Source organism: Gardnerella sp. 26-12 (genome assembly GCF_001660745.1).
GTDB lineage: Bacteria > Actinomycetota > Actinomycetes > Actinomycetales > Bifidobacteriaceae > Bifidobacterium > Bifidobacterium swidsinskii.
In genome coordinates, this window is sequence record NZ_LWSR01000007.1 from 1 (window position 1) to 23478 (window position 23478).

At 45.7% G+C, this 23478-nt stretch carries 15 protein-coding genes and 1 tRNA gene; 5 read left to right on the forward strand and 11 right to left on the reverse strand.

The genetic code is table 11. The features are described 5' to 3' along the window. Positions 1-276 precede the first annotated feature (276 nt). The gene (locus A5295_RS00925; protein WP_231875263.1) at positions 277-576 is read right to left on the reverse strand and encodes a helix-turn-helix domain-containing protein; all 300 of its coding nucleotides are present in this window, start codon (positions 574-576) and stop codon (positions 277-279) included. A 430-nt stretch (positions 577-1006) separates the two neighbouring features. On the opposite strand from A5295_RS00925, the gene A5295_RS00930 reads away from it, so the two are divergent. Then, positions 1007-2353 carry a hypothetical protein gene (locus A5295_RS00930; RefSeq protein ID WP_231875264.1) on the forward strand — a complete coding sequence of 449 codons (1347 nt, stop codon included), beginning with the start codon at positions 1007-1009 and terminating at the stop codon, positions 2351-2353. Between the two features lie 243 nt (positions 2354-2596). Here the strand turns inward: A5295_RS00930 and A5295_RS00935 are convergent, their stop codons facing one another. Both A5295_RS00935 and rpoB read right to left on the reverse strand, forming a co-directional pair. Then, the gene (locus A5295_RS00935; protein WP_064621473.1) at positions 2597-6616 is read right to left on the reverse strand and encodes a DNA-directed RNA polymerase subunit beta'; all 4020 of its coding nucleotides are present in this window, start codon (positions 6614-6616) and stop codon (positions 2597-2599) included. A gap of 69 nt (positions 6617-6685) precedes the next feature. Continuing rightward, positions 6686-10234 carry a DNA-directed RNA polymerase subunit beta gene (gene rpoB / locus A5295_RS00940; protein ID WP_032835542.1) on the reverse strand — a complete coding sequence of 1183 codons (3549 nt, stop codon included), beginning with the start codon at positions 10232-10234 and terminating at the stop codon, positions 6686-6688. Positions 10235-10545: 311 nt separating this feature from the next. Here rpoB and A5295_RS00945 point away from each other — a divergent pair, with 311 nt between their 5' ends. The 3 genes from A5295_RS00945 (at position 10546) to A5295_RS00955 (ending at position 13200) form a co-directional block, all read left to right on the forward strand. Then, positions 10546-11247, forward strand: a complete 702-nt coding sequence (locus A5295_RS00945) for a tRNA (cytidine(34)-2'-O)-methyltransferase (RefSeq protein ID WP_082915442.1) — start codon at positions 10546-10548, stop codon at positions 11245-11247. A 33-nt stretch (positions 11248-11280) separates the two neighbouring features. Then, positions 11281-12276: an A/G-specific adenine glycosylase gene (locus A5295_RS00950; RefSeq protein WP_064621474.1), complete on the forward strand. Its 996-nt coding sequence runs from the start codon at positions 11281-11283 to the stop codon at positions 12274-12276. 129 nt (positions 12277-12405) lie between these two features. After that, on the forward strand, positions 12406-13200 hold the full coding sequence (locus A5295_RS00955) for a hypothetical protein (protein ID WP_033888478.1): 795 nt from the start codon (positions 12406-12408) through the stop codon (positions 13198-13200). A 259-nt stretch (positions 13201-13459) separates the two neighbouring features. On the opposite strand, the gene A5295_RS00960 is transcribed toward A5295_RS00955, so the two are convergent. The 4 genes from A5295_RS00960 to A5295_RS00975 all read right to left on the reverse strand — a co-directional run bounded on the left by A5295_RS00960 (position 13460) and on the right by A5295_RS00975 (position 17540). Continuing rightward, positions 13460-14824, reverse strand: a complete 1365-nt coding sequence (locus tag A5295_RS00960; protein WP_064621475.1) for a PFL family protein — start codon at positions 14822-14824, stop codon at positions 13460-13462. A gap of 38 nt (positions 14825-14862) precedes the next feature. Continuing rightward, positions 14863-15201: an ACT domain-containing protein gene (locus A5295_RS00965; protein ID WP_102155642.1), complete on the reverse strand. Its 339-nt coding sequence runs from the start codon at positions 15199-15201 to the stop codon at positions 14863-14865. A 131-nt stretch (positions 15202-15332) separates the two neighbouring features. After that, positions 15333-16346, reverse strand: coding sequence for a ribose-phosphate diphosphokinase (locus A5295_RS00970; RefSeq protein WP_012914450.1), 1014 nt, complete (start codon positions 16344-16346; stop codon positions 15333-15335). A gap of 117 nt (positions 16347-16463) precedes the next feature. After that, a complete protein-coding gene (locus A5295_RS00975) occupies positions 16464-17540 on the reverse strand; it encodes a DMT family transporter (RefSeq protein WP_004109250.1) in 1077 nt (358 codons plus the stop codon). Positions 17541-17788: 248 nt separating this feature from the next. Here A5295_RS00975 and rfbB point away from each other — a divergent pair, with 248 nt between their 5' ends. Continuing rightward, complete coding sequence (gene rfbB / locus A5295_RS00980) at positions 17789-18880, forward strand: dTDP-glucose 4,6-dehydratase (protein WP_064621476.1); 1092 nt, start codon at positions 17789-17791, stop codon at positions 18878-18880. Positions 18881-19013: 133 nt separating this feature from the next. Here the strand turns inward: rfbB and A5295_RS00985 are convergent. From A5295_RS00985 to A5295_RS01000, 4 genes are all read right to left on the reverse strand, one after another. Further along, positions 19014-19098 (reverse strand) — tRNA-Ser (locus A5295_RS00985). A 278-nt stretch (positions 19099-19376) separates the two neighbouring features. Further along, a complete protein-coding gene (locus A5295_RS00990) occupies positions 19377-20618 on the reverse strand; it encodes a UDP-galactopyranose mutase (protein WP_064621477.1) in 1242 nt (413 codons plus the stop codon). 98 nt (positions 20619-20716) lie between these two features. Next, positions 20717-21685: a glycosyltransferase family 2 protein gene (locus tag A5295_RS00995; protein WP_064621478.1), complete on the reverse strand. Its 969-nt coding sequence runs from the start codon at positions 21683-21685 to the stop codon at positions 20717-20719. Then, positions 21685-23424, reverse strand: coding sequence for a glycosyltransferase (locus tag A5295_RS01000; protein ID WP_064621479.1), 1740 nt, complete (start codon positions 23422-23424; stop codon positions 21685-21687). Before A5295_RS01000 ends, A5295_RS00995 begins: the two co-directional genes overlap by 1 nt. Between the last annotated feature and the right edge of the window lie 54 nt (positions 23425-23478).

Below are 23478 nucleotides of genomic sequence, written 5' to 3' on the forward strand. Positions count from 1 at the left end.
GCGCGCGCGAAAGCAACTCGGAGCGCCGAGCTTGCTCAAGGTTGAAAGCACAGTGTGCTTTCAACGCAAGCGAGGTCTGCCTTCGTCAACAAAGACGAAGGCAGGGCAGGCTAGTGTGGCTGTGCTTTAGAAATTATGCTGGGCTTTTCACGCAAGCGCGCACACGATTGTGCTTTCTTTATATTCCTAACGAAAAGTCAACCTGTCGGAATTTCCAACAAGTTCGTTTGGAAAGTACAAGGCAAGTTGAGCGCTAAATCGCAGCGCTAAAACACGTCAACGCGCATTCGGCACAAACTCAATCCTGCAAGTCGCATTCAAAGCATTTGCAATACGATTCAAAAGCGCAATAGTCGGATTCCTCGAACCATTTTCCAACCTGCTAATATCAGACTGACTTATACCCGTCTTCTCCGACAGCTCAGCCTGAGTCAAACCAGCCTTTTTTCTCGCCATCACAAGCGACATAGTCAAGTCTCTTTCCGGCTGAAGCGCATCATACTCTTTCTTGAACTCGGGATCCTTCATAAGCTCGTCCGTGAGTTCATGCAAATCATTTATTCGCGTTTCCTGCACTGCGTGCGCTCCCTGCACTGCGCGCATTCGCCGCAACTCTTGCTTTTCCTACAACTCTTGCTTTTTCACTGTAAAAAATCACATCAAACAATTCCCCAACCCCCTGTTTATGTTATATATAGCATAATAGTATATGCGCGTCTTGTCAAAACAAGCAACCAGAGACCCGCGCGCAGAAACAGTACAGTCAAGTCCACAAACACGAGGAAGAATGCGCACAATTGTGGACTTACACACGCTCCAAGTCCACAAACACGGGATAAAGTGCGCGCTTTTGGGGACATACACCCCACCTAAGTCCACAAACTCGCGCAACTTCACACGCACCTAAACGCATCATGCTTCTTTATCAACAAGATATAATTTTGTCAAATCAAATAGAAAAATGTGCGTATAAAAAATAACTTTTATCCACATTTCTAAAGATATATTGCAACTTGAATCATATAAAAATAGCATCATCAGCATGAAAGATTGTAAAACGTTATCAGGCATTTTGGAATCAGAAAATCAAGGCTCATGCTTTATGGCATCGTGTACTCAATCGCGCAAAATTCTGCGCAAACAATTAAAATCCGGCTATCTCGTTGAACCGTACTACGGATTGTACGCAAGGCGCGCACATTGGGAAAACTTATGGTACATAGATAAAGTGCGACACATAGCTATTACTCTCGCTAAAAAAATAAAAATAAAATCTTGGAAATATACCGGAGAATCTGGCGCAGCACTACTAGGACTAGACATAGTTGAAGAATACAAAAATCAATCAAAACAAATAAACATATACGTGTCATGTCCATATCCAAACAAAACTGCTGAATCAACAAATGAGAAAGCTGTAAGAAAGATAGAAAAACGGCAGCTTAAACGCGTCCACCTTCCAGACATTATTGAAGACGAGAATGGAATTAGGCTCGAAGAAAATCATAAGAAGCACGATGACACTCAATCGTCAGCTTCTAACGAAGCTAATAAAGATACGAATGACACTATAAAAATCCTAAAAACTTCAACATTCGGGCACATTAAAACGCCAGAAGAAAGCGCAATTGATCATGCCGCTAGTATCTACAACATTCTATTTGTTGAAGCATGGACCAAACCATTTAGAATTGCTCTGCCAACCTTTGACTCGGCATGCCGAAAAGGCTTTGATCTTGAGAAAATTCACAAAACTTGTTGCGAATTTTACGAATTTGCGCGCTATCAACAAGATGCTCAACCATTCTATAATCATCAGTATTTTGAAAAATCTCAAAACCCTTATTTTGCAAACATTGACGACACTGATATTTTTGCACGACTGCGGCTTCTTTGTAATTTTGCGTCACCAAAAAGCGAAAACGCTGGGGAATCTCTGGCAAGAGCCGCAATGCTTGAATTGGGCTTTATTAAACCTTATTTACAATATGAATTCCAAAATAACAATAATCCAGACTGGCCACTGCGCGCCGATTTTGCATGGAAGGTTAATGAGAGTCTTATAGTTGGAGAATTAGATGGAACAGATAAGTATTTAATTGGATGCGGAAAAAATTTAAATTGCGATATTAATCACAACTCTTCTGATAATTTTATTGATGGTGATTTTGGCAGCGCAAACAGAGCACTTAAATACGATCGTAATGCTGTGAAACGAGAACGCAACAGAGAACGAATTATTTACGAATGTGGAGCAAGTAAGATTGTGCGCTTCGATTTTGCAGATGTTGTAGATTCTAGAAAGCTTGAGAAAAAACTGTTATCTGCAGGTGTTCCAAAAGTGCATGTGTGAAAAAGGTGGACAATGCGAGCATTTGGGGACTTACACCCCACCCAAGTCCACAAACGCGAGGAAGTATGCTCGCTTTTGGGGACATACACCCCACCCAAGTCCACAAACCCGAGGAGGGATGCTCGCTTTTGGGGACTTACACCCCACCTAAGTCCACAAACCCGCGGAAAAACCGCCAACGCGCAACAAAAAAGGAGCTTCAAGCCCGAAAGCTTGAAGCCCCATTTTTATATCAGACTAGCGTCACTCAGCTTCGTCGCCGTAATCACCCTGACCACCCTGATCATCAAGGTAATCATCTGGATTAAAGTCGTCGCCGAGCTTCATGTCGCCAAAATCAATGTTGGAGAAGTCAACATCGCCCATATCGCTCTCACCGAAGTTCGAAGGCGTGCTATCTGCACCACCCAAACCAAAGTTCGGATAAATAGAGTCACGCACCTGAGGATCCGGCTCCACGTTAGCGTTGCGGTAACGCGCCAAACCGGTACCAGCTGGGATGAGCTTACCGATAATCACGTTCTCCTTCAAGCCCTTGAGGTCATCTTCCTTCTGGCTTAAGGCGGCCTCAGTAAGCACGCGCGTAGTCTCCTGGAACGATGCTGCAGAAAGCCAAGAATCCGTAGCCAAAGAAGCCTTGGTAATACCCATAAGCTCTGGTCGACCAGCAGCAGGCTTGCCACCGTTCTTAACGGCAGCCAAGTTTGCCTCACGGAACTTTGCCTGATCCACAAGCTCACCTGGAAGAAGATCCGTATCGCCAGAATCGATCACCGTAATACGGCGAAGCATCTGGTGCACAATAACTTCAATGTGCTTGTCGTGAATATCAACGCCCTGAGAACGGTAAACGTTGTGAACTTCTTCCACAATATTCACCTGAGCTGCGCGCGGACCAAGGATTCGCAAAATCTTCTTAGGATCCACAGAACCCTCAATCAGCTGCGTACCAACGTCAACATGCTCGCCATCCTTTACCAGCATTGGCGCACGACGCGTCACAGGGTAAACGATTGGCTCAACCGTAGTGTCGTCTGGAGTCAAAGTCACCTGACGACCATGGTCAGTATCCTCAACCTTCACAACGCCTGGGAACTCAGCGATTGGAGCCTCACCCTTAGGAGTACGAGCCTCGAAAAGCTCCGTAACACGAGGAAGACCCTGAGTAATATCAGAAGCCGAAGCGACGCCACCAGAGTGGAAGGAACGAAGCGTAAGCTGCGTACCAGGCTCACCAATGGACTGTGCTGCAACAATACCAACAGCCTCGCCAACATCCACGAGTCGGCTCGTAGCCAAGGACCATCCGTAGCACTTTGCGCAAACGCCGCGCTTAGATTCGCAAGTAAGCACAGAACGCGCCTTAACTTCCTCAACGCCGTGCGCAACCAAATCGCGCAAAACGTCCATAGAAAGCGCATCTCCGCACTTTGCCAAAACTGTAGTGCCGTCAGCAGGATCGAGCACGTCTGCAGCAAGCAAGCGCGAGTATGGACCGCCATCAGCAGCCTTAACAAGCGTCAAATTGCCGTTTTCGTCGCGATCAGCAATCTTCATCATAAGACCGCGCTTAGTGCCACAATCTTCTTCGCGAACGATTACTTCCTGCGAAACGTCCACAAGACGACGAGTCAAGTAGCCAGATTCTGCCGTACGAAGTGCGGTATCTGCCAGGCCCTTACGAGCGCCGTGCTGGGAGATGAAGTACTCCAACACAGACAAGCCGTCGCGGTAGTTTGACTTAACAGGTCGAGGAATAATCTCGCCCTTAGGGTTTGCCACGAGGCCTCGCATACCAGCAATCTGGCGAATCTGCATCCAGTTACCACGTGCGCCTGACTGAACCATGATGTTCACGTTGTTGTCGTCGTGGAAGTTTTCGCGCATTGCGTCTGCAACCTTGTCGGTGCATTCAGTCCACAAGTTAATCAACTCTTGACGACGTTCTTCGTCGGTAAGAAGACCCATATCGTACTGGGAGTTGATTTTTGCAGCCTGATCCTCGTAATCTTGCGCGATTTGTTCGCGATTTGGAGGAAGCACAATGTCGGAGAATGCCATCGTTACGCCAGACCAAGGAGCGCGAGTAAAGCCGAGATCCTTCAAAGCGTCGAGTGTTGCTGCAACTTGAGCTGTAGAATAGCGGGTTGCAATTTCGTCGACGATCTTAGAAAGTACGCCCTTTGGCACCTGCTCGTTTACGAACGGATAGTCGACTGGCAAAGTTCCGTTGAACAAAATGCGTCCGCAAGAAGTTGCAAACAGTACAGTTCCGTCCTTAAAACGCTCTTCGCGCACAACGTCCGGGCTGCCTGGCTCAGGGTCGACAACCTTAAGCTCAGCAGGCTCCCAATTCTTTGGCAATACGAAGTCTGCAGGAACTCGAATCAGCACCTTAGCTTGCATGTCAATCTCATGCTTGTCGAGAGCCATTTCAGCTTCAGCAAGCGAGGAGAAAATACGACCCTGACCCTTTGCTCCGTCAATTACGGTAGACAAGTAGTAAAGACCCAGAATCATATCCTGAGAAGGCATTGTAACGGTGTGACCGTCTGCTGGCTTCAAGATATTGTCGGAAGCCATCATCAAAGTGCGTGCTTCGGCTTGAGCTTCTGCAGAAAGCGGAAGATGCACTGCCATCTGGTCACCATCGAAGTCTGCGTTGAATGCTGCGCAGGCAAGTGGTGGCAGGTGGATTGCTTTACCTTCAACCAAAATTGGCTCAAATGCTTGAATACCCAAGCGGTGAAGTGTAGGTGCGCGGTTAAGAAGCACAGGATGCTCGGAAATAACTTCCTCCAAGACGCCCCAAACTTCGGAGTCGCCGCGGTCAACCAAACGCTTTGCGCTCTTCATATTCTGAGCAAAGCCCTGATCTACCAAACGCTTAATAACGAACGGCTTAAACAGCTCCAATGCCATTGGCTTTGGCAAACCGCACTGATGCATGCGAAGACTTGGACCAACGACGATTACGGAACGGCCGGAGTAATCAACACGCTTACCGAGCAAGTTCTGGCGGAATCGACCTTGCTTACCCTTAAGCATGTCGGAAAGCGACTTTAATGGTCGGTTGGATGCGCCGGTTACTGGGCGTCCGCGGCGACCGTTGTCGAAGAGTGAGTCGACTGCTTCCTGAAGCATGCGCTTTTCGTTATTAAGCATAATCTCAGGAGCACCAAGCTCAATAAGTCGCTTCAAACGGTTGTTACGGTTGATTACACGACGGTACAAATCGTTCAAATCGGAAGTTGCAAAACGACCACCATCAAGCTGAACCATTGGTCGCAAGTCTGGTGGGATTACTGGAATTACGTCCAAAACCATAGCTTCTGGCTTGTTTCCAGTAGTCAAGAACGCGTTTACAACCTTCAGTCGTTTCAAAGCGCGAGCCTTGCGCTGACCGGTTCCGTTGTCAATTTCTGCGCGAAGTTCTTCGGCAGCAGACTTCAAATCGAAATCTTGCAAACGCTTCTTAATAGCTTCAGCACCCATGCAGCCTTCGAAGTAATCGCCATAGCGATCTTCCATCTCGCGCCACAAGTCAACGTCGCCTTCCATATCGCCGGCACGCAAGCCCTTGAAACGATCAAATACGGCGTTCAAACGCTGAATTTGCTCGTCATAGCGAGTACGAATAGCAGACATTTCGCGTTCTGCACTAGCACGCAACTTAGATCTTGCAGCACCTTTGCCTTCGCCAGATTCTTCCAGCTCATGCAAGTCTTCTTCAACTTTCTTAGCGCGCGCTTCAATTTCGTTATCACGACGCTTGCGAAGGTTGCCGATTTCTGTATCGAATTCGTCTTGCAAATCTGGAAGATCTTGGTGACGCTGCTCTTCGTCGACTTTCGTAACCATGTAGGCTGCGAAGTAGATTACTTTTTCAAGATCCTTAGGTGCAATGTCGAGCAAGTAACCCAAACGGCTTGGCACACCCTTGAAGAACCAAATGTGCGTTACCGGAGCTGCAAGCTCAATATGACCCATGCGTTCGCGGCGAACGCGACTGCGGGTAACTTCTACGCCGCATCGTTCGCACACGATTCCCTTAAAGCGCACGCGCTTATACTTGCCGCATGCGCACTCCCAATCGCGAGTTGGACCGAAGATCTGCTCACCGAACAGACCGTCCTTCTCTGGCTTTAGGGTACGGTAATTAATGGTTTCTGGCTTCTTTACTTCGCCGTGGCTCCAGCTACGGATATCTTCGGCGGTTGCCAGTCCAATCCTCAGTTTGTCAAATGCGTTGACGTCCAGCACTCTTATCGTCCTGTCTCATGAAATTGTTTTTAACGTTTCTTAATTTCTTAAAGTGTGTTCGTTACCGAATCACTGGTATTCAGGTTCAACAGCAATCTGATCTTCCTTGGCGGACGAATCTGGTCGAGCGCCAATATTGAAGCCAAGATCGTCGGAAGATGAAACTGGGTCGTCCTCTTCATCCTTCATGTCGATTGCGACGCCTTCAGCGTTCAACACCTCAACATTAAGCGAAAGCGACTGCATTTCCTTAAGCAACACCTTGAATGATTCAGGAATGCCAGCTGGTGGCAGGTTATCGCCCTTGACGATAGCACCGTACACGCGCACACGACCGTCGACGTCATCAGACTTCGTAGTCATCATTTCGTGCAATGTGTAAGCAGCACCGTAAGCCTCGAGCGCCCACACTTCCATTTCGCCGAAGCGCTGACCGCCGAACTGAGCCTTACCACCCAACGGCTGCTGGGTAATCATGGAGTAAGGACCAGTGGAACGTGCGTGAATCTTATCATCAACCAAGTGATGCAGCTTCAAAATGTACATGTAGCCCACAGAAATTGGCTTCGGGAATGGCTCACCAGTACGACCGTCGAATAAGGTTGCCTTACCGTCAGAGCCAACAAGCTTGTCACCATCGCGATTTGCGAGTGTTGTAGAAAGCAAGCCCTTCAAAGTTTCTGGTCGCACGCCGTCGAATACTGGCGTTGCAACTGGAGTGCATGGATCGCCATGCTCAGCACCTTGCGGCACGTACTTCTTCCAAGCTGCTTCCAAGTCTGGATCCAAGTTAATATCCCAGCCAGCGTGAGCAATCCAACCCAAGTGAAGCTCGAGCACCTGACCCAAGTTCATTCGAGAAGGCACACCCAACGGGTTAAGCATGATGTCAACTGGAGTACCATCAGCCAAGAATGGCATATCTTCTTCTGGCAAAATGCGGGAAATAACACCCTTGTTGCCGTGACGACCGGAAAGCTTATCGCCTTGCGTAATCTTACGATGCTGAGCAATGTAAACGCGAATCATTTGGTTCACGCCGTTTGGAAGCTCGTCACCGTCGTCTTCAGCGTCTTCACGAGTGATTTCCTTAACTGCAATCACAGTACCAGTCTCGCCGTGTGGCACGCGCAAAGAAGTATCGCGCACTTCGCGGCTCTTTTCGCCGAAGATTGCGCGGAGCAAACGCTCTTCTGGAGTAAGCTCGGTCTCGCCCTTAGGAGTTACCTTACCAACCAAAATATCGCCAGCTTCGACTTCAGCGCCAATACGAATAATGCCGCGCTCGTCGAGATTTGCAATCGCATCTTCGCCAACGTTTGGCAAGTCACGAGTAATCTCTTCGGAACCAAGCTTGGTTTCGCGAGCGTCGATTTCGTATTCTTCAATGTGAATAGAAGAAAGCGTATCGTCTTGCACAAGACGCTGGGAAATAATCACAGCATCCTCGTAGTTGTAACCGTTCCAAGGCATGAACGCAACGAGCAAATTCTTACCCAATGCAAGTTCGCCCTTTTCGGTTGCAGGACCGTCTGCCAAAACTGTACCAGTTTCAACGCGCTCGCCGTCTTTAATAAGCGGCACTTGGTTGTAGCAAGTAGTCTGGTTAGAACGCTGGAACTTTGAAAGCTTGTAGCTGGACTGAGTTCCATCGTCGTTCATAACGCGAATAATATCTGCAGAAACGTAAGTTACTACGCCCGGCTTTTCAGCCAAGATTACGTCGCCAGAATCAACTGCTGCACGCCATTCAGAACCGGTACCAACAAGTGGTCGCTCCGACTTAATAAGCGGCACAGCCTGACGCTGCATGTTCGTACCCATCAATGCGCGGTGGCCTTCATCGTGCTCCAAGAATGGAATCAAGGAAGCGCCGAGAGAAACCATCTGACGTGGGGAAACGTCCATGTAATCTACAGTGCTTACAGGCACATCGACTGCTTCTTCTTCGTCCACGCGAGCAAGTGCTTGAGTGCCGACGAAGTTGCCGTTTTCGTCGAGTTCCTGGTTTGCTTGAGCAATAACGTGCTCAGCTTCACGATCTGCAGTCATGTATTCGACTTCATTAGTTACGTGACCATTCACAACCTTACGGTATGGGGTTTCGATGAAGCCGAATGGATTGATGCGTCCGAAGGTTGCCAAAGAACCGATAAGACCGATGTTTGGACCTTCTGGGGATTCGATTGGGCACATACGTCCGAAGTGGGATGGGTGCACGTCTCGAACTTCCATAGAAGCGCGATCGCGAGAAAGACCACCAGGACCAAGTGCGGAAAGACGACGCTTGTTCGTAACGCCTGCCAAAGGATTGTTTTGATCCATAAACTGGCTGAGCTGGGAAGTTCCGAAGAATTCCTTAATAGTTGCGTTTACTGGACGAATGTTAATCAAGGACTGAGGAGTAATTGCCTCTGCATCCTGAGTTGTCATACGTTCGCGCACAACGCGCTCCATGCGGCTTAAGCCGGTACGAAGCTGATTCTGCACAAGCTCGCCAACCTGACGAATACGACGGTTGCCGAAATGATCGATATCGTCAACGTCAACGCGCAACTGCACGTCTTGACCGTCGCGCTTACCTGGGAAGGTTTTTTCGCCGGAATGCAACGTTACCAAGTACTTAATAGTTGCGATAATATCTTCGCGGTTCAAGCTACGATCGCTGTAATCTGCTTCAATACCGAGCTTGCGGTTGATCTTATAGCGACCAACGCGAGCCAAATCGTAACGCTTTGTGTTGAAGTAGAAGGAATCGAGAAGGTTGCGACCAGCTTCTGGAGTTGCAGTATCTGCAGGGCGAATCTTACGGTACAAATCGGTAAGTGCATCGTCTTGCGTTTCGATAGGCTCTTTTGCGAGCGCATCCAAAACAAGTGGGTATCCTTGGAAAGCATCGGCAATTTCGTCTTTCGTCATGCCAATAGCCATAAGGAATACGATTGCAGACTGCTTACGCTTGCGGTCAACGCGAACGCCTAAAACGTCACGCTTGTCGATCTCAAATTCCAGCCATGCACCGCGGCTTGGAATAATCTTCGCACCGAAAACATCCTTGTCGGAAGTGCGATCCTGCGTGCGATCAAAATACACGCCTGGAGAGCGCACAAGCTGCGAAACAATTACTCGCTCGGTGCCGCCAATAATAAAAGTACCGTGTGGAGTTTGAAGTGGGAAATCACCCATGAAAACAGTTTGGCTCTTAATTTCACCAGTTTCGCCGTTTTCAAACTCAGCATTCACATAAAGTGGAGCAGAATAGGTGTAATCCTTTTCCTTGCACTCGAGCACAGTGTGGCGTGGCTCTTCAAAGTATGGATCAGAGAATGTGAGACTCATTGTCTCAGCAAAGTTCTCAATTGGGGAAATCTCCTGGAAGACTTCGTCGAGACCAGAAACATGAGGCACGGTGTGAGTTCCGTTTGCTTCATCTTCTGCAACGCGCTTCTTCCAGCGTTCAGAACCGATCAACCAATCAAAGCTGTCGGTTTGCACGCCGAGGAGGTATGGCACATCAATAGGCTCACAAATGGAGCCAAAATTCACACGATCTGACGCTTTATGCAACTTAATATCATGTTCGTCAGCACGTGCGATGACTTTCGTGGTGCTCGTCATAGCTTGTTCAGCAGCCAATGGACGTTCCTTTATCACTCGCTAGTTAACTATTTAATCTTTGAAAAACTAAAGAAAATCGCGGCAAACGAAACTGCCAAATAAGCAAGTTGCGATGCGCGGGCGCCTTCTTCGGTTCCATGAGCATGCCCGCTATATGACACACCTTACACAGAATCTCTACTTTACCAAAAACCCCAGACTTTTCCCCACCAATAACGAACGCTCGCAACCGTAATGTGCAAGTTGCGAGTAAACTAAATACGTTACGATTACGAAGTTACGTAAATATACTTAAAAAGCTAAGGAATAGCATGAATAACAGCGAGAATACGCAAGAAGCAGCAGCCAAAACCAAAAAGCAAACCGAAGCACAAACCGAAACACACAAAGCAGCAGCAAGCCGCTTAGAGCAAATGTACGAGTACGGCTACCGCAAATCAAATTATGGTCCAGACGAGCTTGTAACCGATGCTCACGGAAATCCGATTAGCGTTATGGACGCAATGCTCAGTGCCGACGATGCCGCGCGTGCAGAAACGCACACCCCTCACCTTTGCTTTTACTCCCCTCGTATTCCAGGAAATACAGGTTCCGCGATTCGACTTTGCGCTGTAACTGGCACTATTTTGCATTTGGTTGAGCCGCTTGGTTTTAATTTGCACGATACTAAATTACGTCGCGCAGGCTTGGATTATCACGATATGGCTCACGTTGTTTTGCACCCAAATTTTGAGAATTTAGTTGAGTCAATGCCAAATTCGCGAATTATTGCGTTTACTGCAAATGCTACGAAACTTTACACTGAAATTGAATATAAGTCGAACGATATTCTGCTTTTTGGACCAGAGCCAGGAGATATTCCTGATCCAATGGATGTTATGACAGGCCCGCACGTGGCAGAGCAGGTGCGTCTTCCTATGCGCCCGTCACTTCGTAGTTTGAATCTTACAAATTGCGCTTCTATTGCAGTGTATGAAGCATGGAGGCAACTCGGTTTTACAGGCGGAAAGTAATCACAAAAGTATACGACGTTTACATAATTAAGCATGCAACAAGATTCACAATCTCTCCCCGAAGAACATCTCACCGAAGAAACTTCTCAGTCATTGCGCGAATTGGCAACACTTACGCGCGATAATGTTGCACTTTTTTGGCATAGTTGTGCACGCGATTTGCCTTGGAGGTTTGGGCACACTACCCCTTGGGGTGTGCTTGTGTGTGAAGTAATGAGCCAGCAAACGCAAATGAGCCGTGTTGTACCCTATTGGCTCACTTGGATGCAAACTTGGCCAGATGCACAATCACTAGCTCACGCTACGAGTGCTGAAATTATTACAGCTTGGGGTCGCCTCGGCTACCCTCGACGCGCGTTACGTTTACAATCTTGTGCTCAAGTTGTAGCAACAAGATATCGCAATAAGCTGCCATGCACCTATGAAGAACTTATTGCCTTGCCAGGTGTAGGCGATTACACAGCAAGTGCAATACTCAGCTTTGCTTATGGCAAGCACATTGCGGTGATTGATACAAATATTCGCCGCGTACTTATGCGCGCTTTTACTGGAACTGAATCGCATGGTGGCAGCACAACGCAATCTGACCGCGAGCTTGCTGCCGCAGTATTGCCAGAAGATAATCATGTTACTGCTGCCACTGCTAACGCTACTAACACCACCAACACTACCTGCACTTCATCCGTTTGGAATCAGGCAATTATGGAAATTGGTGCTACCATTTGCACAGCACGATCTCCGCAATGCACTGCATGTCCTTTGCAAACATGGTGCCGTTTCAAAGCTGCTGGATTTCCAGGTCTTGGCCGCCATACCCGCCCCCAGCAGCATTTTGCCGGCACTAATCGGCAAGTGCGCGGCATTATTTTGCAGGCATTGCGTGAAGCACATAAAAAACAGCAGGTATTGCAACGTTGCGAGATCAACAATTTATGGTCGAATCAAACACAACTTGGCGAATGCATTGCTTCGCTCAATCATGACAGTCTTATCACTATATTGCCAGATGGCACTTTAGCACTACCTTAAGTAACTAACTCATTACGCTGCTTTTGTAACTCTTTAATTAACAGCTTAATTACTTTGTATGTGAGTCTACCTTGTGTAGTGAGTACAGTTCATCTCATCGACTTATGTATTACAATGGTAAATATGTCAATGCCAACTACGTCACCACGTGAGCCGCATCGCAATGCGAGTGCAACATCGGTTCGCAACCCGATGCGCAAACCCGTGCGTAAGACCGTACGTAACATGAGCGCAGCAAAACGAAGAATGTATCGTCGTCGCAGAATTGTTGTCGGTATTGCTTTGTTGCTTTTGATTATGTTGGCAATATTTTGTGTTATTAGCTTGAGCAAGGGTATTGCCGCTATTAGTAAAGCGATTGCTGGTCATGAAGTTACCATTGTTCGTCATTCAGTGCCAGACCCCCGTCCTGTTGGATTAACACCTCATTGCACCGATAAAGATATTCGTCTTGAGCTTTCTACTAAGTCACAAACTGTTCCTATGGGCGGTAGTGTTGAGTTGACAGAACGATTTGTGCACGAAGGAAACTCTTCTTGCCTTATTGACGCATCGGATATGAATGCTGTTCTAACTATTAATAGTAGTGAAGAAGTTACGCAAGGTAAGCAAGAAACTAAAGATAATAAAAAGAAAGATAATAAAGACAACAAAGACTTTAAAGACGCAAGTAAGAGCGTTGACTACTTATCACATGCAGTATGGCGTTCTGATAGTTGTGACACTGCATTAAAGCCGCTGCTTATGGCGAAGGGTGATCATTTCGAAAAGAAAATCACTTGGAATACCAATACTACCGTCGGAAAAGGCTGTGTTGCAGATGACGATTTACCGAAGGTGGATCGCGGCACATACGTTGCGCGGCTTGAGCATAAGCGCGTGCCAGGGCTTCACAGCGAGCCAGTGATCATTAATGTGCAGTAGGATTTATGCGTGCGACGACCTGCCGAAGCGCTGCGCTCGTTTTTGTGGACTTATGTGGGGTGTAAGTCCCCAATTGCGCGCATGTTCTCCGGCATTTGCGCTGACGACTGCACCAGTAACGAAAAAACGGTGACGCTCGCGCGGGTAACGCGCTCGCTACGAAACTCGCGTTGGAAGTCCCCCGGACTTCCAACTTAAGCGAGTTTCCGCTTTGAAGGAGCTTGAAATCCTGTGATTTCAAGCTCGGTCAAAGCGCACGCTAATTCTTGAAGCTGTGTACCGGGGCAGGAATACGTCCACCGCGAGTTACGAAAGCTTCGCAGCTTGTTTGGTTTACTGGCATAATCGGCGCATATCCCATTAATCCGCCGAAGTTCGCCATTTCGCCTACACCTTTTCCAATTACTGGAATAATTCGCACAGCGGTAGTTTTTTGATTAATCATGCCGATTGCAGATTCATCCGCAATCATGCCAGAAATCGTTGCAGCGGAAGTGTTTCCAGGAATTGCAATCATGTCAAGACCGACTGAGCAAACGCAAGTCATTGCTTCAAGCTTTTCAATAGTCAAGCAGCCAGACTTCGCAGCAGCAATCATATTTGCATCTTCCGAAACGGGTATAAACGCTCCAGAAAGACCGCCAACATAGCTACTTGCCATAATGCCGCCCTTCTTAACTTGATCGTTCAGCATAGCGAGCGCTGCAGTTGTGCCGGGAGCACCAACCTGATCCAAACCGATTTTCTCAAGCACTTCGCCAACAGAATCGCCAACTGCAGGAGTTGGAGCAAGCGACAAGTCTATAATTCCAAACGGCACACCAAGCCTGCGAGAAGCCTCTTGCGCAACCAACTGACCTACGCGAGTAATTTTAAACGCAGTGCGCTTAATAGTTTCGCACAGAAAAGCAAAGTCTTTCCCTCTAGCAGCATCGAGTGCACTCGAAACAACGCCAGGACCAGACACGCCAACATTGATCACAGCATCGCCTTCAGTTATGCCATGGAAGCCGCCTGCCATGAACGGATTGTCGTCCGGAGCATTACAAAAAGCCACGAATTTAACGCAACCGTAAGAATCGTTTTCAGCTGTAGCTTCAGCAATCTTTTTAATCGTACGTCCGAGCAGCTCTACGCAATCCATGTCTATACCGGTTCGTGTTGAGCCAACATTCACAGACGAGCACACAATTTCCGTCTCGCTTAAGGCTTGCGGAAGCGACTCAATAAGCATGCGGTCTGCTGCAGTCATCGACTTTGCAGGAAGCGCAGAATACCCACCAATTAAATCAACTCCAACAGTGTGTGCTGCTCTGTCTAATGCGTGCGCAATTTGCACAAAATCTTCAGACTTTTTACAAGATGACGCTCCAACAAGCGAAATCGGAGTTACAGTAATTCGCTTGTTTACAATTGGAATTCCGTAGTCGCGCGAAATATCGTTACCGGTTTTTACTAAATCTTTCGCAAGACGTGTGATTTTTGCTTCAACTTTACAACAAACGTCCTGCACGTTTTCGCAAGCGCAATCTAGTAGGTTGATTCCCATGGTGATTGTGCGAACGTCGAGCTGTTCTTGCTCAATCATCGAATTAGTTTCGCTTACTTCCATCAGGTTGAGCATTATGCACTTCCTTACGTTTACTTAGATTGCTGCGGATTTTAGATTCTGTGCATTGCAGTGAAAATATTGCTACGCTGGCAGCGAATACGCACGCCAATTTCGTCTCCTAGCGTTTCTAATCCTGCAGCAAAATTGCCAAATTCGCAATCAACAGTAGACACGTCAACAATCATCATCATGTTGAAGAATCCGTCGACAATTGTTTGAGAAATATTCAAAATATTTACATTATGCTCGGCAGCATGTGAAGTAACTTTTGCAATAATACCAACGGTATCGCAGCCGACAACGGTAATAATCGCCCTGAAAGCATCAGATTGCAACGCTTCTTGCGATTCATTATTCTCTGCAACTGCTGTTGTGTTATTGGCGACCATATTTGCCTCCTGCCGTTTTGAACCCGCATGTTAATGCATAAAGTTTATGCATTAACGCAAATTATGCGGTTATTTGTTTCAATTTTACACATCATACGTTTTTATGCGCTTTATGCGCTTTTATACATTTTTTATGCGTAAATATTATGCTGCTTCATATCTTCCGGAAGTGCATTGCGAAGCGACACAAGCGATCCAGAGCGGAACACGGAACGAATGCCAGCAGCAAGAAGCGGCGCAATCGAAAGAACCGTCATATTATCAAGACGCTTCTCCTCAGGCACAGGAACTGTATCCGTCACAATAATCTCGCGAACTCCAGCAGCTTTCAAACGCTCAACAGCAGGTCCAGAAAGCAAAGCATGCGTTGCAACCAAAGTAACAGATTTTGCTCCAGCCTCACGCAAAGTACGTACAGCTTCGCAAATAGTGCCAGCAGTATCGATCATATCGTCTACAACAATGCAATCGCGTCCTTTAATCTCACCAATGATGCCGTGAGCTTCAGCATGGTTAGGGCGCGTAATATCGCGCGTTTTATGAATAAAAGCAAGAGGTAAATCTCCGAGTTTTGCAGCCCATTGCTCAGAGACTTTGATGCGACCAGCATCAGGAGACACAATAGTTGCATTATCGAGCTTCATAGAGTTTCGCACATAATCAATAAGCACAGGCATCGCAGTCAAATGGTCAACAGGCCCGTCAAAGAAACCCTGCTCCTGAGTTGCGTGCATGTCAACAGTCAAAATGCGCGTGGCACCAGCAGCGCGGAATAAGTCAAACATGAGTCGAGCAGTAATAGGCTCACGTCCCTGATGCTTCTTATCTTGGCGAGAATATCCAAAGAACGGTGCAACCACGTTAATACTGCGAGCAGATGCGCGTCGCAAAGAATCGACCATAAGCAGCTGTTCCATAATCCAATTGTTAATAGGATTCGTGTGTGCCTGAAGCACAAACACATCCGAACCACGAACAGGCTGAGTAAAGCGCACATACATTTCGCCATTCGCAAAATCGTAGGCAGTAGTCTCAAGCACATCAATACCAAGATACTGTGCAGTCTCATTAGCAAGTTCTGGGTATGCGCGACCCGTAACTAACATCATCTGCTTTTTTGGATTGCCTTCAAGAATTGTTGACATAATTGCCTTCCCGTTTGCAAACTGGTGTTGCGCGACATAGTCGCTTTCTATTTTAGCAGCTTGTGCGCCTCGTACGACACAACAAGCGTTTTATTTTAGCGCGTTACTTTAAAATCATTAAGAACTACGCTTGCAAAGCAAAATCATCATTACGAAAATAAGCCCGAATCCCACAAAATCTGCCCATGAAAAAACAGCTCCAGTAAACATAACAGCAGTAATTGCAGCAGTAACAGGCTCGCTAGCTCCAAGCAAAGTGCCACGAACAGAACCTACTCGCATAATGCCCTCTAAGAACAGCCAATATGCTCCAAAAGTTCCAGCAATAACGGTAAAAGCAAAAAGCAGCATAGCGCGCAAATCTAATGCAGGCATCGTTTCCCACGGTCGCACAAACGGGAGCATGATACAACCAGAAATAATAAACGTAATGCCATTAACAGTCAGATTTCCCCATTTTGCAATCAATTTCACAGGCATAATAGCAAGCGCCGCTGTAGACGCAGCATCTGCAAGCCCCCAAAGCAAACCCATAACAGGCAAAGACAGTGAAGAAAGATTACCACCTGTAGCCATTAAAGCAGTTCCTGCAAAAGCTAGCACAACTCCAATAGTTTCGCGCATAGTTGGCACGCGGCGAGTGTGGAAACACGCATAAACCAAAACAAACAGTAAGTTAAGGCTTTGAAGCACAGTAGCAGTGCCAGAATTAGTCCAATCAATAGTACATAAATACGAAACTTGCGTAAGAAGAACGCACACAATTCCCGTAATAGCCATTGAAATCCAAGTACGACCAGTTTTCACAGCACCACTTAACTGCTTAGGAGTGCAAGCTGCAGCAGTAATGACAAATAACATGCCAGCAGCAATTTGACGAACGCAAGCGATTTGCAAAGGAGATACGCGATACGTCGACATGAGGATTTTCGAAACTGTTGCGTTTGCACCCCAAAATGCGCCACCTAAAAGAGTTAAAAATATTCCTACAAGAATAGCGTTTGTAGAATGATTTAACGCTGGATTAGGTTTATTTGGAGTACCTTCGATTGCTTTTGTTGCAGATTTTGATGTGTCAAAAGTCTTTGAACCTGTTGATTGCAATTTTGAAGATTGTTGCTTTTTTGTTGAAGAGGAATCAATATTTGATGAATCCAAATCATGCGCACTGCTACGCCAAGAAAACTTAACCATTATTAGATTCACCTCGCATCCCCAAAACAAGCAAACATGCAGTAATTATTGCACATCTACTCAACTAATTTGCTGGTAAACAACACTTTAGAAAAACATACTCTACTTGCACACACGAAAGAAATGTATAGTATTAAAAAATTACAATTCAAAATGCGCGCATTAAACAATAAAATCAACGAAATAAACCAAAATAACAACGTGACTTAAGCCATAAACCAACGCACTAGTCATATGAAGGCGGAAACATGCACAACTACGCATCAAACAGTAATATTTTTCAACCACACCACATTTTAGTTACTGGCGGCGCAGGTTTTATTGGATCTAATTTTGTGCATTACATAGCTAAATATCATGTAACGGTTGCTGTTACGGTACTTGATTTGCTTACTTACGCTGGGAATATGGCAAATCTTTACGACTTACCTCAAGATTTTGCAAACAACCGATACGCTTTTATTCGCGGAGATATTCGAGACGAAAATATAGTTGATCAGCTATTAGATCCGCATAATCCAATTAAAACTGCAGAAGGAACAACACTTCCTGCTATAGACGCAATCGTAAATTTTGCTGCAGAATCACACAACGATAATGCAATCGAGTTTTCTGACCCGTTTATAAGCACAAATATTTTAGGAACGCATACACTCATTAAATTTGCACACAAATATAATATTCGCTTCCATCAAGTAAGTACCGATGAAGTTTACGGAGATTTTCCTATTGACAGCGTGCTTAAATTCGACGAGTCAAGCCCATATTGTCCATCTAGTCCATATTCTGCAAGCAAAGCTGCAGGCGACCTCTTGGTAAAAGCATGGTGTAGAACTTACGGTTTGCGCGCAACTATTTCGAATAGCAGCAATAATTACGGGCCACGACAGCATATTGAAAAGTTTATTCCTCGCCAAATTACAAATATTATGTGCAATATGCCAGCAAAATTGTACGGCGCAGGAGATTCGATACGCGATTGGATTCACGTTGAAGATAATTGCGACGCAATATGGCACGTTCTAACGCGTGGAACAATCGGTGAAACATATAATATTAGTGCCAACTGTGAAATTAACAACATAAATATTTTGCGGATTTTGATGCAGATAATGGGCGTGCCAGAAACAAATATAACGTATGTAAATCCCAGAATAGGCGAGGATAGGCGTTACGCACTAAATACTACGAAAATTCGAACACAATTAAAATGGGAGCCTAAACACAATAATTTGAAGCAAGAATTGCAAGAAACAATATCGTGGTACGACTCTCACGCTGATTTATGGAAGCCTATTAAAGCGCAAGTCGAGCAGCATTACGCTGAATTAGGGCACTGAATTTGGGTGACGAAATTGCGCTCGACGACCTGCCTGAGTGATTAGAGTGTAACATGCGCGACGTCGGGTAAGCGGCAATCGGGTTTTCGGCATGAAAAAAGGGCTTCTAGCGATTGGCCAGAAGCCCTAGGCGCGGAGAATACGAGATTCGAACTCGTGAGGCTGTTACACCAACACGCTTTCCAAGCGTGCGCCATAGACCACTAGGCGAATTCTCCAAACTGCTAACTTAGCAATCAAACTGCTTGCCAAGCAAACAACTTAAATAGAATACCACAAATCGCGGATATTGCAAACTCGCGCGCGCCGACAACCTTTTTGGGGACACTCGCGCAGATTGCGTTCTGCATTAGGGCCGGATTTTGCTTGTTTTGGGACACTCGCGCAGTCAGCAAACTGCATCCGTGTCCCTGATTGCCGTTTTAGCGCGCGCTCAGGTTACGCGCTTTCAGGTTACGCGCGCGGCGGCTAATCGCAAGAACGCCCGCCAAACCACCTAAGCCAGCAACGGCGCTACTTGAGATTCGTAAGCGCGCAAAGCCATGTCGATTACGTTGTGCATATCGTAATAGCTGTAAGTGCCCAAGCGACCGCCGAAAACTGTGCGAGGCTCAGCCGCAGCAAGCTCCGCATAGCGAGCATACAAGGCTTTATCTGCATCAGTATTCACAGGATAGTAAGGCTCATCGTCGCGAGTTGCAGCGCGAGAATACTCCTGCCACACTACAGTTTCACCAGCTTTCACGCTTTTACCCGGCACGAAAGTTGCACAATCGCTAGCTTCACCGCTAGCCTCTCCGCCAACTTCTTCACGCTCTGGATTAAAGTTCTTAAACTCAATCGCACGCGTAAACGGAACGTCCGCATCCGAATAATTCATGACTGGGCAGCCAAAGTGGTCGCTCTCCTCGTAACGCACTTCCTTAAAGTCCACAGTGCGCCACTTCAACTCGCCGAGCGCATAGTCAAAATACCTATCAACCGGACCGGTATAAACAACCGGCACTCCAGCCTCCGCCAACGCGCGCTTATTAAACGGCTGCGACTCGTCGAAAAAGTCTACACCAAGCGAAACGTGAATACGCGGATCGTCAATCATGCGCTGCATCCAAGCCGTGTAGCCGTCCGTAGGCAAGCCTTCCCAAGTGTCCTTAAAGTAGCGATTATTATAGTTAAATCTCACAGGCAAGCGCTTAATAATTCCAGCAGGAAGCTCGGAAGGATCCGTCTGCCACTGCTTTGCCGTGTAGTTTTTAATAAACGCTTCATAAAGCGGACGACCAATTAAGCTAATGCCCTTATCGTTCAAATTTTGCGAATCTTTGCCAGCCAACTCCCCCGCTTGGCTTGCAATCAAAGCCTTTGCTTCCTCTGGCGTGTAGTGCGCGTGGAAGAACTGGTTAATTGTACCCAAGTTGATTGGCAGCGGATACACTTCGCCGTCGTGCGTTGCGTACACGCGATGTACGTAGTTAGTAAACGACGTAAAACGATTCACATAATCCCACACGCGCTTGTTGCTTGTGTGGAAAAGATGCGCTCCGTACTTGTGAATTTCGATTCCTGTGCGCTCGTCAAAATACGAGTAAGCGTTTCCACCGATGTGATTTCGAACGTCAATAATTTCAACGCGAGCGCCCGTATGCTCCACTGCTTGCTGAGCTACAGTTAAGCCGAACAATCCTGCTCCAACAACTACTAAATCTGGGTAAGTTGCTGATTTTGCTTTTTCGTACATTTTATTCCTTTATAAGATACGTCTATTTTGAAATTATGCTTTATATATTCCCGTTATTAAGCTATTCCAGTTATTAACCTAGCATTTCGCTTGTTGCGCTACTTATTTTTAGGAAAATCAACTTTTGGATTAAATCTAATCGCTTTTAGCATTTGACCAATCATTTTGCGGCGCAACTTTCTCTCAACATGCCCTCTTCGCATTTGACGAACTACATTTGCGCAGAAAAGCAAGTATTTTGCTTTACCTTCGTGATGCAAACGGTAAGATGCTTGATTACGCACGCCGTATGCGAATTTCCAAGCATTCTTTTTGTCAATCATTGTAAAGTTCACACCCTTGTTTGCTCCCATGTCATGCATAATTACACTATCGAGAACCTGCACGCCCGGGCATACACGCGTAATACGAAGTGTATATTCGGCATCATCGAACCAAATAAAGTATTCTTTAAATGGCAATCCGTACTTTTCTATAACCCAACGAGGAATAAGCACCGACACAAACGAACAGCTTGTAACCATAACGAGATTGTTAAATCCTTTAGCAATAAGCCTTCCCCAATCCCACGTTGGTACTGGATTGTTCATTTCGCAAATCGATCCGTCCACGAACTTCACCATTGAGCAAGCATACGGAACATCCGCACCAAGCTCACCTACGGCAGCATTAAATCCATCTAGAAGCTTTTCCAAAGCTTGTGGCTGAGGGTAGCCATCGTCGTCAAAAATCCACACGAAATCTGCGCCAAGCTCGTACCCTTTACGCATACCAGCACTAAAACCGCCTGCACCGCCAACGTTTTCTGGCAAATTTACAACAGTAAGATTTACTCGATTCTCCAAATGACCATTCGCAAAATCGCGAGTGTACTCTTCCAAATATTTATCCGTGCCATCAGTTGAAGCATTGTTGACAATGATTAGTTGATTTGGAAGTCGCGTTTGAGATTCTAACGAAGCCAATACGGTTTTTAGTTTCTCTAACCTGTTAAAAGTTACTACAACAGCCGCAACATTAACGCTATCTTTTGATTTATTAGCATCCACTACTTGAGCATTTGACATTACTTGCTCCATTCTTCAAATAACTTAGTAAATAACGTTTCTGCAGATTCGAGTTTTGCGAAATTGCGCAATTTTTCAACTTCTTCTTTTAACAATAATGAACGATATGAATCATTCTCCATAATCTTAAACAATTCCTTTACAGACGCTTTAACAAAACTAGAAGTCATTCTTGGCAATAACGCACTTTTTGCTATAACAGTTTTTTGCGATCCAACATCCGATGAAATTACTGGAACTCCATTAGAAAGTGCTTCAATAGTTGTAAGCGTAATACCCTCGTTTACAGAGCTAATAAGTAGCACGTCCGCATCATCATACGTTTTTTGAGCTGGAATTTTCATAGATCTGCGCTCAATAACGTTTTCAAGACCATACCTAGATATAAGTTCTGAAACAAATGTGTCTAATTCGCCATCTCCATGCAAAATAAAGTGGAATTTCCCTGGATATTTTTTGTTTAAAGCTTTTGCAACAAGAACAAACGCTTCTGGACGTTTTTGTCTTGCAATCCTTCCAACAAAAGCAACATTCAGAACATTTTTATTTTTTCTCGGCGATACGCAATCGTTTCCAATTCCAGCAGTAAGACCAATAAGTGGAGCGTCAACAATCTTGGAAGATTCAATACCATGCACATCATGCAACCAATTTTCAAGTTGTGGAGAAATAACATGGTGCAAATCAATCCACTTATCGTGTGTTACAGCTTCATGCGGATATCCTCCACAATTTATGTATTCAACAATATGCAGCGAATCAATAATATGTGTTTCTGGGAAGAATTGTTTAACCCACCAAATATGGTCGTAAAGCCATTGGCAATGGTGTATTGCTATTGCTTTAATGTCAAATTGCTCAAACAAAGATCTTAAAAGTGGAACATCCGCCCAATATTCTCTAATTGGTGGAGTAAGTGGTAACACAAGAGCATCATCACAGAAATCTTTCGTGATCCACGGCTGGTGACCGTCTCTATCTGTGATAACAATTGGCACAAAACCAGCTTTTTTGGCAAGTTTTATTGTTTCTACAGCCCATCTTTCTGCACCACCAGCTTGCAACCAATGCAAACCTATAATAATAGCTTTTTTAGCTCCTTCAACTCTTTTAGCAGGAGAAACACAGTCCAATCTAGCATCTTTTATATTTGATAAATCCCAATTTTCTTGTTTTGCAATTTCTCTTTGGTGAGCATTTGCAACATAATCAAACTTCTTTTTATTCCAAGGACAATACGCTTCAACAAGTTTCTTCGAATCACACTCGCGTTTTTTGCGCATTACTTCCCTAACAACATCAAACATAGAAGGTGCGTGTAATTCACACTCTTTGTAAATGTGCTGCTTTAACGTATCAGAAGCCCAGTGAGACATCACATCATCGTCGGTTGCATCATCTGGTGTCAGCAACAAATACCTAACGCCATTATCTTTAAACAGTTTGCCTTCATTCCAAAATTCTTTTGTGTATTCGCTATTAGTTTTAACAGTTGATCGTGCACTAAAAGTTGCGATTGGTTTTAATCCTTCGTTTTTTGTACAAGCACCGTCAAAAACTGAAAAATCAGCCAATCGCGGATACTGCCATTTTTGACCCATGTAAACTTGATATTGCAAAGTTCTAGACGGTGCAGTTAATGAATGATAATTTATAGCACCCACAATAAGCCTGCGTTGACGCTCGCTTAAAGAGTCTATATAAGCTTTTGCATTAACATCTAGATTAAAGAAATTCATTACTAAAACACCCTTATTTTTAGCCTTTAACACATATAAAACCAGCAATAAATA

Coding starts and splice junctions, on each gene's coding strand:
- A5295_RS00970 (WP_012914450.1), bottom strand. CDS start 16,346: ATGTCAACAATTCTTGAAGGCAATCCAAAAAAGCAGATGATGTTAGTT.
- rpoB (WP_032835542.1), bottom strand. CDS start 10,234: ATGACGAGCACCACGAAAGTCATCGCACGTGCTGACGAACATGATATT.
- A5295_RS00960 (WP_064621475.1), bottom strand. CDS start 14,824: ATGCTCAACCTGATGGAAGTAAGCGAAACTAATTCGATGATTGAGCAA.
- rfbB (WP_064621476.1), top strand. CDS start 17,789: ATGCACAACTACGCATCAAACAGTAATATTTTTCAACCACACCACATT.
- A5295_RS00990 (WP_064621477.1), bottom strand. CDS start 20,618: ATGTACGAAAAAGCAAAATCAGCAACTTACCCAGATTTAGTAGTTGTT.
- A5295_RS01000 (WP_064621479.1), bottom strand. CDS start 23,424: ATGAATTTCTTTAATCTAGATGTTAATGCAAAAGCTTATATAGACTCT.
- A5295_RS00945 (WP_082915442.1), top strand. CDS start 10,546: ATGAATAACAGCGAGAATACGCAAGAAGCAGCAGCCAAAACCAAAAAG.
- A5295_RS00995 (WP_064621478.1), bottom strand. CDS start 21,685: ATGTCAAATGCTCAAGTAGTGGATGCTAATAAATCAAAAGATAGCGTT.
- A5295_RS00965 (WP_102155642.1), bottom strand. CDS start 15,201: ATGGTCGCCAATAACACAACAGCAGTTGCAGAGAATAATGAATCGCAA.
- A5295_RS00950 (WP_064621474.1), top strand. CDS start 11,281: ATGCAACAAGATTCACAATCTCTCCCCGAAGAACATCTCACCGAAGAA.
- A5295_RS00975 (WP_004109250.1), bottom strand. CDS start 17,540: ATGGTTAAGTTTTCTTGGCGTAGCAGTGCGCATGATTTGGATTCATCA.
- A5295_RS00955 (WP_033888478.1), top strand. CDS start 12,406: ATGCCAACTACGTCACCACGTGAGCCGCATCGCAATGCGAGTGCAACA.